The 14935-nt window shown below is 71.1% G+C and carries 16 protein-coding genes; 5 read left to right on the forward strand and 11 right to left on the reverse strand.

Going from position 1 to position 14935, the window contains the following annotated elements:
- Positions 1 to 9: 9 nt before the first annotated feature.
- The 5 genes from PGH47_RS09820 to PGH47_RS09840 all read right to left on the reverse strand — a co-directional run bounded on the left by PGH47_RS09820 (position 10) and on the right by PGH47_RS09840 (position 4780).
- Positions 10 to 918, reverse strand: a complete 909-nt coding sequence (locus tag PGH47_RS09820) for an SCO1860 family LAETG-anchored protein (protein WP_271663092.1) — start codon at positions 916 to 918, stop codon at positions 10 to 12.
- Positions 919 to 1173: 255 nt separating this feature from the next.
- Positions 1174 to 2265 (reverse strand): amidohydrolase family protein, encoded by a 1092-nt coding sequence (locus PGH47_RS09825; protein WP_271663093.1) that lies wholly within the window; start codon positions 2263 to 2265, stop codon positions 1174 to 1176.
- Positions 2266 to 2286: 21 nt separating this feature from the next.
- Complete coding sequence (locus tag PGH47_RS09830; protein ID WP_271663094.1) at positions 2287 to 3096, reverse strand: amino acid ABC transporter ATP-binding protein; 810 nt, start codon at positions 3094 to 3096, stop codon at positions 2287 to 2289.
- Positions 3093 to 3926: an amino acid ABC transporter permease gene (locus PGH47_RS09835; RefSeq protein ID WP_125528620.1), complete on the reverse strand. Its 834-nt coding sequence runs from the start codon at positions 3924 to 3926 to the stop codon at positions 3093 to 3095. Before PGH47_RS09835 ends, PGH47_RS09830 begins: the two co-directional genes overlap by 4 nt.
- Before the next feature lie 5 nt (positions 3927 to 3931).
- Positions 3932 to 4780, reverse strand: coding sequence for an ABC transporter substrate-binding protein (locus tag PGH47_RS09840; RefSeq protein WP_271663095.1), 849 nt, complete (start codon positions 4778 to 4780; stop codon positions 3932 to 3934).
- Between the two features lie 205 nt (positions 4781 to 4985).
- Here PGH47_RS09840 and PGH47_RS09845 point away from each other — a divergent pair, with 205 nt between their 5' ends.
- From PGH47_RS09845 to thpD, 5 genes are all read left to right on the forward strand, one after another.
- Positions 4986 to 6089 carry a pyridoxal-phosphate-dependent aminotransferase family protein gene (locus PGH47_RS09845; RefSeq protein ID WP_271663096.1) on the forward strand — a complete coding sequence of 368 codons (1104 nt, stop codon included), beginning with the start codon at positions 4986 to 4988 and terminating at the stop codon, positions 6087 to 6089.
- A gap of 375 nt (positions 6090 to 6464) precedes the next feature.
- Complete coding sequence (ectA, locus tag PGH47_RS09850; RefSeq protein ID WP_271663097.1) at positions 6465 to 6971, forward strand: diaminobutyrate acetyltransferase; 507 nt, start codon at positions 6465 to 6467, stop codon at positions 6969 to 6971.
- A 31-nt stretch (positions 6972 to 7002) separates the two neighbouring features.
- Entirely contained in the window at positions 7003 to 8274 is a 1272-nt protein-coding gene (ectB, locus tag PGH47_RS09855; RefSeq protein WP_271663098.1) for a diaminobutyrate--2-oxoglutarate transaminase, read from the forward strand.
- Positions 8275 to 8376: 102 nt separating this feature from the next.
- Positions 8377 to 8781: an ectoine synthase gene (locus PGH47_RS09860; protein WP_030950026.1), complete on the forward strand. Its 405-nt coding sequence runs from the start codon at positions 8377 to 8379 to the stop codon at positions 8779 to 8781.
- A gap of 7 nt (positions 8782 to 8788) precedes the next feature.
- Positions 8789 to 9691: an ectoine hydroxylase gene (gene thpD, locus PGH47_RS09865; RefSeq protein ID WP_271663099.1), complete on the forward strand. Its 903-nt coding sequence runs from the start codon at positions 8789 to 8791 to the stop codon at positions 9689 to 9691.
- Between the two features lie 32 nt (positions 9692 to 9723).
- On the opposite strand, the gene PGH47_RS09870 is transcribed toward thpD, so the two are convergent.
- The 6 genes from PGH47_RS09870 to PGH47_RS09895 form a co-directional block, all read right to left on the reverse strand.
- Positions 9724 to 10725, reverse strand: coding sequence for a maleylpyruvate isomerase family mycothiol-dependent enzyme (locus PGH47_RS09870; protein WP_271663100.1), 1002 nt, complete (start codon positions 10723 to 10725; stop codon positions 9724 to 9726).
- A 48-nt stretch (positions 10726 to 10773) separates the two neighbouring features.
- A complete protein-coding gene (locus PGH47_RS09875) occupies positions 10774 to 11379 on the reverse strand; it encodes an RNA polymerase sigma factor (RefSeq protein WP_125526684.1) in 606 nt (201 codons plus the stop codon).
- Positions 11380 to 11463: 84 nt separating this feature from the next.
- On the reverse strand, positions 11464 to 12513 hold the full coding sequence (locus PGH47_RS09880; protein ID WP_271663101.1) for an aminotransferase class V-fold PLP-dependent enzyme: 1050 nt from the start codon (positions 12511 to 12513) through the stop codon (positions 11464 to 11466).
- A gap of 95 nt (positions 12514 to 12608) precedes the next feature.
- Positions 12609 to 13325 carry a DsbA family oxidoreductase gene (locus PGH47_RS09885; RefSeq protein WP_030955568.1) on the reverse strand — a complete coding sequence of 239 codons (717 nt, stop codon included), beginning with the start codon at positions 13323 to 13325 and terminating at the stop codon, positions 12609 to 12611.
- A gap of 75 nt (positions 13326 to 13400) precedes the next feature.
- The gene (locus PGH47_RS09890) at positions 13401 to 13919 is read right to left on the reverse strand and encodes a GNAT family N-acetyltransferase (protein ID WP_271663102.1); all 519 of its coding nucleotides are present in this window, start codon (positions 13917 to 13919) and stop codon (positions 13401 to 13403) included.
- Positions 13916 to 14911 carry a GlxA family transcriptional regulator gene (locus PGH47_RS09895; protein ID WP_271663103.1) on the reverse strand — a complete coding sequence of 332 codons (996 nt, stop codon included), beginning with the start codon at positions 14909 to 14911 and terminating at the stop codon, positions 13916 to 13918. The genes PGH47_RS09890 and PGH47_RS09895 overlap by 4 nt, the downstream gene beginning before the upstream one ends.
- Positions 14912 to 14935: the final 24 nt, after the last annotated feature.

Consider the following 14935-nt stretch of genomic DNA (forward strand, 5'->3'; position numbering starts at 1 on the left):
CGCTCGCGGTCAGTTGCGGCCGCGTCGGGCCACGGCCACCGCGCCGCCGCCCGCGAGGAGCAGGACCACCGCGCCGCCCGCGATGTACGGCGTCATGGAGTTGCCGCCGGTCTCGGCGAGGCCCTCGTCGGCGGGCTCGCCCTGGGGCTTCACGTCGCCTGCCGGTTCCGTGCTCGGCTCGGCCTGCTGCTCGGGCGCGGCCGGGCTCTCGCAGGTCGCCTTCGCCAGCGTCAGGGTGCCCTCGACCTCGGCGACGTTCAGCTTCAACGGGTCGACGGAGACCTTGAGTTCGAGGGCGGTCGCGGCGGCGGTTCGCGAGGTCTGCTCGGTCTTGGAGTAGTCGAGCCGCACCTCGCCGACGCCGGGCACCTCGACGTTCGTGGTGCCGCCGGCGGTCAGCGTGACCTTCTTGCCCAGCACGGTGACGTCGCCGAGCAGGTTGGAGGAGGCGGTCGGCGCCTTGCCGGCCTCGCAGGTCGCCTTGGAGGTGACCTGGCCGACCTCGATGAGCGACAGCAGCGGCAGACCGGGGACGTGGACCTTGGCGTGGGCGAGGTTGGTGTACCCCTCGGCCCTGCCGTCCTCGACGGTCGCCTTGGACTGGGCGACCTCGGCGTTCAGGACGCTGAACGGCCGGCCGCCGTCCACACCGTTCAACTCGGCCGTCAGGGTGGCCTTCTCGGCGCTCTGCGGCGCCTGGACCTCGTTCAGGGAGACCGCGAGCGGGACGTTCACGGTCTTGTTGAGCAGGGAGACGTCGAGCCCCGTACGGAGCACGACGGCGCTCGCGCGACCCTCGTCGCCGGTCGCGTGTGCGGGGCCCGCGACGCCCATGACCACCGGGGCGGCGGTCAGGGCGGTGGCCGTCGCGACGGTGGCGAGACGGCGTGCGGGCAGGCGGAAGTTCTTGCCGTTCAAGGTGGGGACCCCCAGAGGAGACTTGCTCGGGACCCGGCAAGAATTGCGCACTGAGAGTGAACAGTCAGCATTCCGGCGCTACTTCACTCCAACGTGACTTTCCCGTGAACCTTTTCGAATTCCCGGGCACGGATGTTCCTCGAAGTCGCCGCCGTACCCCCTCCTGTGCGAGCGCGCGCGTGGCGGCATCGGCGCACGCCAGGGGGGCCGCACAACAACACGGGCCGACACCCGTCACGCTGAGTGAACGGGCGGCTAGCCGACGACCCGGCCGTTGAGGACGATCCGCCGGGGTGCCGCGAGGACGCGGACGTCCGCGCGCGGGTCGGTCTCGTACACCACGAGGTCCGCGGCCGCGCCCTCCTCCAGACCCGGCCGGCCGAGCCAGGCCCGAGCCCCCCAGGCCGTCGCAGCCAGGGCCTCCACGGCGGGGATCCCGGCGGTGACCAGCTCCGCCACCTCGGCCGCCACGAGCCCGTGCGGCAGGGTGCCGCCGGCGTCGGTGCCGACGAAGACGGGGATCCCGGCGTCGTAGGCGGCGCGGACCGTGTCGTAGCGGCGTTCGTACAGCCGGCGCATGTGGTCGGACCAGCGCGGGTACTTGGACTGGCCGCCGTCGGCCAGGTTCGGGAAGGTCGCGATGTTGACGAGGGTGGGGACGATGGCGACCCCGCGCTCGGCGAACAGCGGGATCAGGTCGTCCGTCAGGCCCGTGGCGTGCTCGACGCAGTCGATGCCCGCCTCGACCAGGTCCCTCAGCGAGCTCTCGGCGAAGCAGTGCGCGGTGACCCGGGCGCCCAGCCGGTGGGCCTCCGCGATGCCCGCCTCGACCGCCTCACGGGGCCAGGTGGGCGCGAGGTCCCCGAGGTCGCGGTCGATCCAGTCGCCGACCAGCTTCACCCAGCCGTCGCCGCGCCGGGCCTCCTGGGCGACGTAGGCGACCAGGTCCTCCGGCTCGATCTCGTGCGCGTAGCCGCGGATGTAGCGGCGGGTGCGGGCGATGTGCCGGCCGGCCCTGATGATCTTCGGCAGGTCGTCGCGGTCGTCGACCCAGCGGGTGTCGGAGGGCGAGCCGGCGTCGCGGATCAGCAGGGTGCCCGCCTCACGGTCGGTGAGCGCCTGCTTCTCGGCGACGTCGTCGTCGACCGGGCCGTGCGCGCCGAGGCCGACATGGCAGTGCGCGTCGACGAGGCCGGGCAGGGCCCAGCCCTCGACGGCACGGATGTCGTGGGCGCCGACGGGACGGTCGTAGGAGATCCGGCCGTCGACGACCCACAGTTCGTCCCGGACGTCGTCCGGACCGACGAGGACCCGCCCCTTTACGTGCAGCACCGCGCGTTCGCTCATGCCCTGCACCTTAATGAGCGGCTAGTCGCCCTTGCCCACCTGGTCGGAGGTCTCCTCCTCGACCTCGGCCATCGCCGGGTCCAGGAGCCGCGACAGGAAGTGGCGGGTGCGCTCGTGCCGGGGGTTGCCGATGACCTGGTCGGGGGTGCCGTCCTCGACGACCACTCCGCCGTCCATGAAGACGACCCGGTCGGCGACCTCGCGCGCGAAGGTCATCTCGTGCGTGACGACCATCATGGTCATGCCCTCGTCGGCCAGCATGCGCATGACCGCCAGGACGTCGCCCACCAGCTCGGGGTCGAGCGCGGACGTCGGCTCGTCGAAGAGCATCACCTGCGGGCCCATGGCGAGGGCGCGGGCGATGGCGACGCGCTGCTGCTGACCGCCGGAGAGGGACGCCGGGTACGCGGTCGCCTTCTCCGACAGGCCGACCCGCTCCAGGTTCTCGGCGGCGACCTTCGCGGCGGCCGCCTTGTCACGCCCGAGGACCCGGCGCTGCGGCAGCGTGAGGTTCTCGGTCACGGTGAGGTGCGGGAACAGGTTGAACTGCTGGAAGACCATGCCGATGCCGCGGCGTACGGCGTCGATGTCGACGTCCGGGTCGGTGAGCTCGGCACCGCCGACGAAGACCTGGCCCTTGGTGGGCTCCTCCAGCAGGTTGACGCACCGCAGCAGCGTCGACTTGCCCGAGCCGGACGGGCCGATGACGCACACGACCTCGCCCTGCGCGATCTCCAGGTCGATGCCGCGCAGCACCTCGTTGTCGCCGAAGGACTTGTGCAGGCCGCGGACCTCGATCTCCGCGGCCGCCTTGCGAAGGCTCTCGCTCATTTCACGGCCTCCTGGGCCTTCGCCTCCATGCGGCGCACGACGAAGCCGAGCGGGATCGTGACCAGCAGATAGCACAGGCCCGCGACCAGGATCGGCGTGGAGTTGGCGGTCTGGCTGGCCAGGTCACGCCCGAACTTGGACAGTTCGCGCTCCTGAAGCGTCACACCGAGGAACAGCACCAGCGAGGAGTCCTTGAACAGCAGGACGAGTTCGTTGGTGAGCGGCGGCAGGATGATCCGGAACGCCTGCGGGATGATGATCGAGATCATGGCGCGGGCGGGCGAGAAGCCGAGCGAACGCGCCGCTTCCATCTGTCCCTTGGGCACCGCCTGGATGCCCGCGCGGATCGTCTCCGCCATGTACGCGGCGGCGACCAGGCCGAGCGCGAGCGCGACCTTGCCGTAGGTGCCGCCCGGGATCTCCGTGCCGGGGAAGGCCAGAGGTACGGCCACGCCGATGAAGATGAAGATCAGCAGGGCGGGCAGGCCGCGGAAGATCTCGATGTAGATGCCGGCGAGCCAGCGGTAGGGCCCCACGGACGACAGCCGCATCAGCGCGATCACCATGCCGAGGACCAGGCCGACGACGAAGCCGGACACGGTGTACAGCACGGTGTTCTTCAGCGCGAGGGTGATGACGTCCGGGAACATCTCCCGGGCGATCGACCCTTGCGCGAACTGGTTCTTCAGCCGGCCCCAGTCGGCCGCGACCGCGAAGGCGATCACGGCCGCGACGAAGACGACGTACTGGACGCCGCGCGACAGGCTGCGCTTCTGGCGCCGGGTCAGGCCCTTCTTCTTCGGCTGGAGTGGTACCTCTGCGCCGCTCATCGGGCTCAGGCGGCGGGCGACGGAGAGGCGGCGGACTCGTCGTACGGGCCGATCCACTGCTCGTACAGCTTCTTGTACGTGCCGTCGGCCTTCGCGTCCTTGATCGCCTTGTTGATGGCCTCGCGGAGCTTGTCGTTGCCCTTCTTCACCGTGACGCCGTACTGCTCACCGGTGTTGACCTGCTCGGCGACCTCGAAGGCGGCGGCGTTGGCCTTGTCCTTCAGCCAGCCCTGGACGACCGGGTAGTCGATGACGACGGCCTCGACCTGGCCGGTGCGCAGGCCGTTGAGGACGGCGTCGGAGGACTCGAAGGAGACCGGGTCCAGGCCCTTGCTCTTGGCGTAGTCCTCGCCGGTGGTCTGCGCCTGGGCGCCGACCTTCTTGCCCTTGAGGTCGGCGAAGGAGGAGATGCCGCTCTTCTTGTCGACCAGGACGGCCTGGGTGGCCTCGAAGTACGGGTCGGAGAAGTCGACGTTCTTCTTGCGCTCGTCGGTGATGGTCATGCCGGCGGCGGCGAGGTCGCACTCGCCGGCGTTCAGGAAGGCGCCCGTCTTGAAGTTCTCGAAGGGCGTGTCGAGGATCTCCTGCTTCACGCCGAGGTCCTTGGCGACGAGGTCGATCAGGGCGACGTCGAAGCCCTGCACCTTGCCGTCGATCTCCGACTGGAAGGGCGGGTAGGGCAGGTGGGTACAGGTGGTGAGCTGGCCCGCCTTGACGAGCTCGACACCGCCGGCCGCGGTCTTCGAGCCGCTGCCGCCGTCGTCGCTGGAGGAGCAGCCGGCCACGAGCACCAGCCCGGCCGTCGCGGTGGTGGCGGCCAGAATGCGGGTCCGGCGCCCGAGGGTCGTCTTCACGGGGGGCCTCCTGTGAGGGAACATTGGGTTCCGATTATAAGGAAACGTTTGGGCTCCTCAAACCAAACCGATGGCTCTGTGGCCGTCCGACCTAAGAAGTCGGGTGCGGAATGCCTGGTTCGGTGCCCGGGGCGGGGTGTCGGGGCGCCCGGTTACCGCCCGGTTACGCTCATGGCGTCGACCCCTGAGCGAAGAGAGCCCCGTCGTGACCCACCCCTTCCTGGACCTGGCACCGCTGAGCGCGGCCCGATTCGCGGCCATCGAGGACCGGGTGGCGCGGCTGCTCGGGACCCGGCAGGACGTCGTGATCATGCAGGGCGAGGCGCTGCTGCCGCTGGAGGGGGCGATCCGCGGGACGGCCGGGCCGGGCACGACCGCGCTGAACGTGATCACGGGCCCGTACGGGCAGACCTTCGGGGACTGGCTGCGGGACTGCGGCGCGACCGTGATCGATCTGGCGGTGCCCTTCCACACGGCGGTCACGGCGGAGCAGATCCGTGCGGCCTTCGCCGAGCACCCGGAGATCGACTTCGTGTCCCTGGTGCACGCGGAGGCGGCCACCGGCAACACCAATCCCGTGGCGGAGATCGGCGAGGTCGTGCGGGAGCACGGGGCGCTGTTCTACCTGGACGCGGTGGCGTCGATCGGGGCCGAGCCGGTGCTGCCGGACGCGTGGGGCGTGGACCTGTGCGTCATCGGGGCGCAGAAGGCGATGGGCGGGCCGGCCGGGGTGTCGGCGGTGTCCGTGAGCGCGCGGGCCTGGGACCGGATGGCGGCGAACCCGGGGGCGCCGCGGCGGTCGTACCTGTCGCTGCTCGACTGGAAGGAGCGGTGGGTCGACGGCGGCCGCACGGCGCTGCTGCACGCTCCCGCGCAGTTGGAGATGCTCGCGCTGGAGGCGTGCGTGGAGCGGATCGAGGGCGACGGGCTGGAGACGGTGATGAACCGCCACCGGACCGCGGCGCGCTCGACCCGCGCCGGCGCGGTGGCTCTCGGCGGGGGGCTGGAGCCGTACGTCCACGAGGAACGGGACGCGGCTCCCGTCGCGACGACGCTGCGGGTGCCGGCGGGCGTGGTGGCCTCGGAACTGGTGTCCCGGGCCCTGGCCTCGGATCCCGCACTGCCGCTGGCGGCGGGCGGCGGAGCCCTGGCCAAGGAGATGGTGCGGGTCAACCACTACGGCCCGGACGCGACAGCGGCAACCGTCCGCAACTCCCTGGCCGCCTTGGGCGCCGCACTGGCGGAGCGGGGCCTGGACGTGGATGTGGAGGCGGCGCTGCGGGTGGTGGACGGCGGCGGACGGCAGTAGAGGGTTCTCACCCACAACGGTCACGCCGACATTCTGCGAGAGCACATCGACGGTGTTACCGGAGCCTGAATTCCTGGTAATTCTGGAATTCTTTTCCAAGGCAGCTCCCCATACTCTTCTGCCCGCTTTCTTCGAACCTAAACGCAAAGATTTCGCGAACGCCGATCGGACTAATTCGGTCGGGTCTCCTACAAGTTACACGCCTGTGACGCGTTCCACACTGTGCCCGTTTTGTGTGGTATTAAGGGGGCAAAATGGGGCGTAGCGAGGGGTCTGGAGCGCCCATCTCGCGCCCGCGTGATAACACATCCGAGTGCCACACGTAACCCCACGCGGCCATGCAATTTCGAATTTTCCCCCGTAAATTCAATTCGCATGACTGCCGCACAAGCAGACCTGCAAATCGACCGTCCGGCGGTGGCCGACGGGGCCGCGCTGTGGCGTATTGCCAGAGACTCCGAAGCCCTCGACCTCAACTCGTCGTACAGCTATCTGCTGTGGTGCCGCGACTTCGCCGGCACGTCGGCCGTCGCGCGCGACGAGCGCGGGGAGCCGGTCGGCTTCGTCACCGGGTACGTACGCCCGGACCGCCCCCGCACCCTCCTCGTCTGGCAGGTGGCCGTGGACGACGCGTACCGCGGCCGCGGCATCGCCGCCGCGCTGCTCGACGGACTGGTCGCGCGGGTCAGCGGCGAGTACGGCATCACGAGCGTCGAGACCACCATCACGCCCGGCAACACCGCATCCGATCGGCTGTTCGACTCCTTCGCCGAGCGGCACGGCGCCGCCCTGGAGCGGGACGTGCTCTTCCCCACCGACCTGTTCCCGGACGGACCGCACGACCCCGAAGTGCTGTACCGCATCGGCCCCCTGTCCCTCTGAACACCCCCCACGCAACGAGGAGCGATTCGTCGTGACCATCACCCAGCCCGACCTCAGCGTCTTCGAGACCCTCGAGTCCGAGGTGCGCAGCTACTGCCGCGGCTGGCCCACAGTCTTCGACCGCGCGCGGGGCAGCCGTATGTACGACGAGGACGGCCACGAGTACCTGGACTTCTTCGCCGGCGCGGGTTCGCTGAACTACGGGCACAACAACCCCGTTCTGAAACGGGCCTTGATCGACTACCTGGAGCGTGACGGCGTCACGCACGGACTCGACATGTCCACCAGCGCCAAGCGGGCCTTCCTGCAGACCTTCCAGGACCTGGTGCTGCGTCCGCGCGACCTGCCGTACAAGGTCATGTTCCCGGGCCCGACCGGCACCAACGCCGTGGAGTCCGCGCTGAAACTGGCGCGCAAGGTGAAGGGCCGCGAGGCCATCGTCTCCTTCACCAACGCCTTCCACGGCATGTCCCTGGGCTCGCTCGCCGTCACCGGCAACGCCTTCAAGCGGGCCGGCGCCGGCATCCCGCTGGTGCACGGCACCCCCATGCCGTTCGACAACTACTTCGACGGCACGGTCGAGGACTTCCTGTGGTTCGAGCGGCTCCTGGAGGACCAGGGCTCCGGCCTCAACAAGCCGGCCGCCGTGATCGTGGAGACCGTGCAGGGCGAGGGCGGCATCAACGTGGCGCGCACGGAGTGGCTGCGCGCGCTGTCCGAGCTGTGCGAGCGCCAGGACATGCTGCTCATCGTCGACGACATCCAGATGGGCTGCGGACGTACGGGTGCCTTCTTCTCGTTCGAGGAGGCGGGCATCACCCCCGACATCGTCACCGTGTCCAAGTCCATCAGCGGCTACGGACTGCCCATGTCGCTGTGCCTGTTCAAGCCCGAGCTGGACATCTGGGAGCCGGGCGAGCACAACGGCACCTTCCGCGGCAACAACCCCGCCTTCGTCACGGCCACCGCCGCCCTGGAGTCCTACTGGGCCGACGGCAGCGCGATGGAGAAGCAGACCCGGGCCCGCGGTGAGCAGGTCGAGCAGGGCCTGATCGCCATCTGCGAGGAGAACATCCCGGATGTGAAGGAGTACCGGGGCCGCGGGCTGGTCTGGGGCATGGAGTTCCACGACAAGGAGCGGGCCGGCCGGGTCGCGCGCCGCGCCTTCGAGCTCGGACTGCTCGTGGAGACGTCCGGCCCCGAGAGCGAGGTCATCAAACTGCTGCCCGCCCTCACCATCACCCCGGACGAGCTCGACGAGGGGCTCCGCATCCTGGCCCGCGCCGTCACCGAGACCGCCTGACCGGCGCCGAAAGACCCCTGGCCGACGGACGGCCCGCCCGATGGGCCGTCCGTCCGGCCGGGTGCACCGAGTACACCCCCACCTAGGAGGCATCGCAGCACCGTGATCGTCCGTTCGTTCAAGGACATCGAAGGCACCGACCGCCATGTGAAATCGGCGTCCGGCACCTGGGAGAGCAAGCGCATCGTCCTCGCGAAGGAGAAGGTCGGCTTCTCGCTGCACGAGACGATCCTGTACGCGGGTACGGAGACGTCGATGTGGTACGCGAACCACATCGAGGCCGTCGTCTGCGTCGAGGGCGAGGCCGAGCTGACCGACCACGAGACCGGGCTGACGCACGTCATCACGCCCGGGACCATGTACCTCCTGGACGGCCACGAGAGGCACACGCTGCGGGTGAAGGAGGACTTCCGCTGCATCTGTGTCTTCAACCCGCCCGTGACCGGCCGCGAGGACCATGACGAGAACGGGGTGTACCCGCTGCTCACCGAGCCCGAGGAGGTGTGAGAACCCCATGACCACCGCCATGACCGCAAACGTCACCGATCTCTACCCCAGCCGCGGCGCCACCGAGGTGTCGACGCCGCGCCAGGACCCCGTCGTATGGGGTGCCCCCGACACTCCGGGGCCGATCCCGGCCGGCGACCTCCAGTCGTTCGAGCGTGACGGCTTCCTCGCCGTCGACCAGCTGATCGGCGCGGACGAGGTGGATGTCTACCACCGCGAGCTGGAGCGGCTGATCGCCGACCCGGCGATCCGCGCGGACGAGCGGTCGATCATCGAGCCGAAGTCCAAGGAGATCCGGTCCGTCTTCGAGGTGCACAAGCTCAGTGAGGTGTTCGCCGCGCTGGTGCGCGACGAGCGCGTCGTCGGCCGGGCGCGGCAGATCCTCGGCTCGGACGTGTACGTCCACCAGTCGCGGATCAACGTCAAGCCGGGTTTCGGGGCCAGCGGGTTCTACTGGCACTCGGACTTCGAGACCTGGCACGCCGAGGACGGTCTGCCGAACATGCGGACGGTGTCCGTCTCGATCGCGCTGACCGAGAACCACGACACCAACGGCGGGCTGATGATCATGCCCGGCTCGCACCGGACCTTCCTCGGGTGCGCGGGGGCCACTCCGAAGGACAACTACAAGCAGTCCCTCCAGATGCAGGACGCCGGCACGCCGTCGGACGAGGCGCTGACGAAGATGGCCTCCGAGTACGGCATCAAGCTCTTCACGGGCAAGGCCGGTTCGGCGACCTGGTTCGACTGCAACTGCATGCACGGCTCCGGCGACAACATCACGCCGTTCCCGCGCAGCAACGTGTTCATCGTGTTCAACAGCGTGGACAACGCGGCCGTGGAGCCCTTCGCGGCTCCGATCCGGCGCCCGGAGTTCATCGGGGCGCGGGACTTCACGCCCGTGAAGTGAGCCCTACGCAGGTGAGCTTCACCAGGTGAGCTTCACAGCCACGCCAGCGACGCGGCCCGCTCCAGTACGTTCCGTACGGCGGCCGCGTCGCCCGTGGTTCCCCGCGGCACCGCCTGCGGCGTGTACCGTCCGCCGACCAGCAGGCAGAAGTCGTACGGATCGAGGCTCAGTTCGGCCCGTACGGGCTCGTCCGCGGAACCCAGCACCCACTCCTCGCCCCCGGTGACCGAGAACAGCACCGGGGGCGCGGTCGGTCCCAGGGCCAGTCCGAGTACGCGGACGGCCAGGCGGACCAGCCGCTGAAGGTGCTCCGGCGGCGGCAGCGGGACGGCGAGGCCGAGCGCGCGGCCTAGGTCGTCGGTGTGGATCCACGTCTCGAAGCCGCGCACCAGGAAGTGGTCGGCGACGGGCAGCCGCATCCCCATCAAGGTCACGGCCCGCGCGGCGAGTTCGGTGTCCCGGGCCTCGGGCGTGCCGAGCAGCTGCCCGGCCTGCGCGGCCCAGTCGGCGACGGTCTCCTCGGGCGTACGGCCGTGCTCGTGGGCGATGACGTCGGCGCTGCGGCGGTTCCAGGCGTCCTCCCAGTGCGCGCCCTCCTCGATGTGCGAGGGCGGCACGCGCGCGTCGACGCCGAGCCGGCCGGCCAGGTGCTCGTCGGCGGCCAGGAGGTGGGCGACGGTGGCGTGCGCGTCCCAGTCGTGCACGACGGGTGTGGTCCAGCGGCCCGCCAGCTCCGGCAGCAGCGCCTTGAGCCCGGCGACCGCGGCGGCGTAGGGGGCGGCGTGCTCGGCGACGCGGGCGAGGGGGGTCCGGGTGCGCAGGGCGAGGGAGAGCACCCCGTCGGGCGACCGGGTGGGAGCGGTGAGCGGCGTCCCGTCGAGCAGCCGTACCGTCTCCTTCAGCCTCGCCGCCTCGGCGGCGCAGCTCTCGCACCCGGCCAGGTGCGCCGTGACCGTCTCCGCCTCGGCCGGGTCGAGGGCGCCGAAGGCCCAGGCGGCCAGCAGATCAGTCACGGCCTCGTGCCCGTCGGTCATCGCGTCCCTCCTCTGCGTGCCCGTTGCCCGCGGGTACCCCTCTCGCCATCATGCGCCCCTTTCGAGCGCGGGGTCGGGCGGGTCGGCCAAAGTTTCCGCCAAGGAGCGCAGGGCGCTGCGCAGCCGGGTCTTGGCGGTGCCCTCGGGTATGCCGAGCTCGACGGCGGCCTGGCGGTAGGTGCGGCCGGCGAAGTAGGCGAGGTGCACGACCTCGCGCTGCGGCTGCGGGAGTTCGGCGAGGGCTGTGTGCAGCAGCAGGGAGCGCTCGCGGTCGACCACCGTCTCGTCGGGGCCGGGCCCGGCGTCGGGGATGGCCTGGAGCGCGGAGTCGTCGGCGCCGGCGTCCTTGCGGTGCCGGGCCTCGCTGCGCACCCAGTCCACGGCCCGCCGGTGGGCGAGCAGGGACAGCCAGGTGCGCAGCGAGCCACGGCTCGCGTCGAAGGTGTAGGGCCGGCTCCACAGGTGGGCGAAGACCTCCTGCGCCACGTCCTCGGCGGCGGCCGGGGAGCGTGTCACACGCACGGCGACCCGGCGCACCAGCCCGCCGTACGCCGCGTACACCTCGGCCAGCGCGGACTCGTCGCCGTACACCAGCCGCCGGTGCACCTCCGCGTCGGCAGGCGGCGGTGCGGAGGTACCGCCCGTGGACTCCACGTGCCCTTCCTAGCGTTCCGGCAGGGCCCGCGCCAGTGGTTAGAGCCTGTGTTGTATCCCCGGCCGGGGATACAACACAGGCTCTCAGCCGGAGAGGACGTCGAGCAGGCGGTCGACATCGGCGGGTGTGTTGTAGAGGTGGAAGGCCGCGCGCAGGTTGCCCGCGCGGTCGGAGACCTCCACTCCGGCGGCGCTCAACCCCTCCTGGCGGCTGCCGAGTCCGGGCACGGAGACGATCGGCGAGCCGGGTGCGGGGACGGGCTCGTGGCCGAGGGAGGCCAGGCCCGCGCGGAAGCGGTCGGCGAGGGCGAGGTCGTGGGCGCGCACGGCGTCCACGCCGAGTTCCTCCAGCAGTTCCAGGGAGCGGCGGGCGCCGGCGTAGGAGAAGAGTGCGGGGCTCTCGTCGAACCGCCTTGCGGAGTGGGCTAGTTCGGCGATGGGGCCGTAGCAGGCGTCCCAGGGGCGCTCCCCCGCCACCCAGCCGGCGAACAGCGGGCTGAGCCCGCCGAGGTCCTCCGGGACGACCAGGAAGGCCACGCCCCGCGGGCAGACGAGCCACTTGAAGGCGACGGAGGCGGAGTAGTCGTAGGCGTCCGCGTCGAAGTCCAGCCATCCGCCGGCCTGGGACGCGTCGATGTACGTACGCGCCCCGTGCTCTCGCGCCGCATCCCGGATCGCGGGCAGGTCGGCCACCCGGCCGTCGGCGGACTGGGCGGCGCTGACCGCGACCAGGGCGGTGCCGGGCCGTACGGCCTCGGCGATCCCCTCCAGCGGCACGGTGCGCACCTTGAGGCCGGGGCGGACGTGGAAGGGGTTCACGACGGAGCTGAAGTCGCCCTCGGCGGTGAGTACTTCGGCGCCCTCCGGGAGGGAGGCGGCGATCAGGCCGCTGTAGACCGCGACGGAGGCCCCGGCCGCCACCCGGTGCGCGGGCACCGAGACGAGCCGTGCGAAGCAGGCGCGGCTCGCCTCGACGTCCGAGAACATGTCGGTCGGCCGCCCGGCCGCCGCGGCCTCGACGGCGGTGTGCATGGCGGCGACGGTACGGGCGGGCAGCAGGCCGGTGCTGGCCGTGTTCAGGTAGGTGTTCTTCGGCGCGAACTCGGTGCGGACGAGGCTCTCGAAGGTCTCCATGGCTCCACTGTGGGCCCCGGAGAACTAACAGTCCATTGCCTATTTTTGCGTGGTTTCGCCAAGGAGCCCTTATAGATCCGCCGTCACCTGCGCTTTTAGTTCTGCGGTACCGCGCACCCGTCGGGGCCGCACGCGTCCGCGTCACCCTGGTCGATGAGCCGAAGCGGCGACCGCTCGCCCCACGCCTGCGTCAGGGCCTGCTGGAAGACCTCGGCGGGCTGGGCGCCGGAGACGCCGTACTTGCGGTCGAGGACGAAGAAGGGCACGCCGTTCGCGCCGAGCTCGGCGGCCTCGCGTTCGTCGGCGCGGACGTCGTCGGCGTAGGCGTCCGGGTCGGCGAGGACCTTGCGGGCGTCGTCGGCGTCGAGTCCGGCGGCCGCGGCCAGCTCCACGAGCCGCTCGTCGCCCTCGGAGAAGACGGACCGCTCCTCGGCGAAGTTCGCCTTGTACAGACCCTGGATCAGCTCGTCCTGGCGGCCCTGCTCCTTGGCGAAGTGCAGCAGCCGGTGCATGTCGAAGGTGTTGCCGTGGTCGCGGCCCTCGGTGCGGTAGGCGAGGCCCTCCGCGGCGGCCTGCGCGCCGAGGTTCTCCTCGCCGGCCTGCGCCTGCGCGGCGCTCATGCCGTACTTCTTGGTGAGCATGGTGATCACCGGCTGGGTGTCGCCCTTGGCGCGCCCGGGGTCCAGCTCGAAGGAGCGGTGCACGACCTCGACCTGGTCGCGGTGCGGGAAGGCTTCGAGCGCCTTCTCGAAGCGGGCCTTGCCCACGTAGCACCAGGGGCAGGCGATGTCGCTCCAGATCTCGACGCGCATGTCTTCGGCTCTCTCCAGCTCGGACGGATACGGAGACACCCTCCGCAGACTGGATGAACGTTCAAGCAGCAGGCTTCATTCCCGGTCGGGTGCGTCGCCCGTCACGGAGAAACGCAGGTACCGGTGGTGGTCCCCCTCGGCGGGCGGGTTCTCCGGGTCCGGCTGCCAGCCCCGGCCGGCGTAGAAGCTCTGCGCCCGCCGGTTGTCCACGTGGACGTCGAGCACGGCCGTGCGCATGCCGTCGGCCCGCCACTCCTCGACGCAGGCCGCGTGCAGGGCCGTACCGAGCCCGCGGCCCCAGTGGTCGGGGTCCACGTGGAACTGGAACAGCTTGACCGTGTCGGCGGGGCCGTCCTCGGGCCGGCGGAAGGACGCGAGGCCGACGATCCGGCCGCCCTCCACCAGACACAGCACATGCCCGTCGGGCCGCTCGATGGCGCCGCGCCAGGCGGCGGACCAGTCGGTGCCGTCGTCGGGGAGCCCGTCCGGGTAGTACGTCGCCCTGGCGCGCGCGTGCAGGGCGGCGACCGTCTCCGCCTCGGCGGGCAGCACGGTGCGGATCATCCGGTGTGCGGTCACTCGGTCACTGATCATGCAACGGAGGACGTGGCCCCGGCCGCCCCGGTTCCGAGCCGGCTGAACTGCGCCCGGTAGGCGCTCGGCGTCAGCCCCGTGCGGCGGACCAGATGCCCGCGCAGCGAGTCGGCCGTGCCCAGGCCACTGGCTCGGGCCACCTGGTCCATCGGCAGGTCGGTGGTCTCCAGCAGTTCCTTGGCGCGCTCGATGCGCTGGTGCAGCAGCCACTGCAAGGGGCTCACCCCGCTCTCGGCGTGGAAGCGGCGGGTGAGGGTGCGCACGCTGACCCCGGCGTGGCGGGCCAGGTCGGTGAGGGTGAGCGGCTTGTCGAGGTTGCGCATGGCCCAGCCGCGGGTGTCGGAGCAGGCGTTGCCCCGCTCGGGCGGCAGCGGGGTCTGGGTGAACTGGGTCTGGCCGCCCGGCCGTACGGGGGCGACCAGGGCGCGCCGGGCGACCTCGTTGGCGACGGCGGCGCCGTAGTCGGTGCGGACGATGTGCAGGCACAGGTCGATGCCGGCGGCGTAGCCGGAGGAGGTGACGTAGGGCCCGTCCTGGACGTAGAGCACGTCTCCGCGCAGGTCGACGTGCGGGTAGCGGCGGCGCAGCTCCTCGGCGTGCGCCCAGTAGGTGGTGGCCCGGCGTCCGTGCAGCAGGCCGGCCTCGGCGAGCTGGAAGGCGCCGGTGCACAGGGAGGCGATGCGCTTGCCGGCGGCGGCCGCCTCGCGCACGGCGGCCACGATCCGCCCGTCCGGCTCGAAGGGCTCCCCGGTCCCGGCGACGAGCAGCGTGTCCGCGGTCCGGACGACGTCGAGTCCGTGCCGTACGTACAGGTCGAGCCCGCCGCTGGTGGGCACCGGTCCGGGATCGGCCGCGCAGATGACCACCTCGTAGCCGGGCCGCCCGTCGACCTCGACCTTGCCGAACAGCATCTCCGGGATGGCGAGGTTGAACATCGACACGGGCGAGGGCGCTACGACCGCGATGCGGTGCGGGGCGGGCGACTGGGTCATGGCCAGAACCTCCGGCTGCATGGC

The organism is Streptomyces sp. HUAS 31 (assembly GCF_028198125.1).
GTDB lineage: Bacteria > Actinomycetota > Actinomycetes > Streptomycetales > Streptomycetaceae > Streptomyces > Streptomyces chartreusis.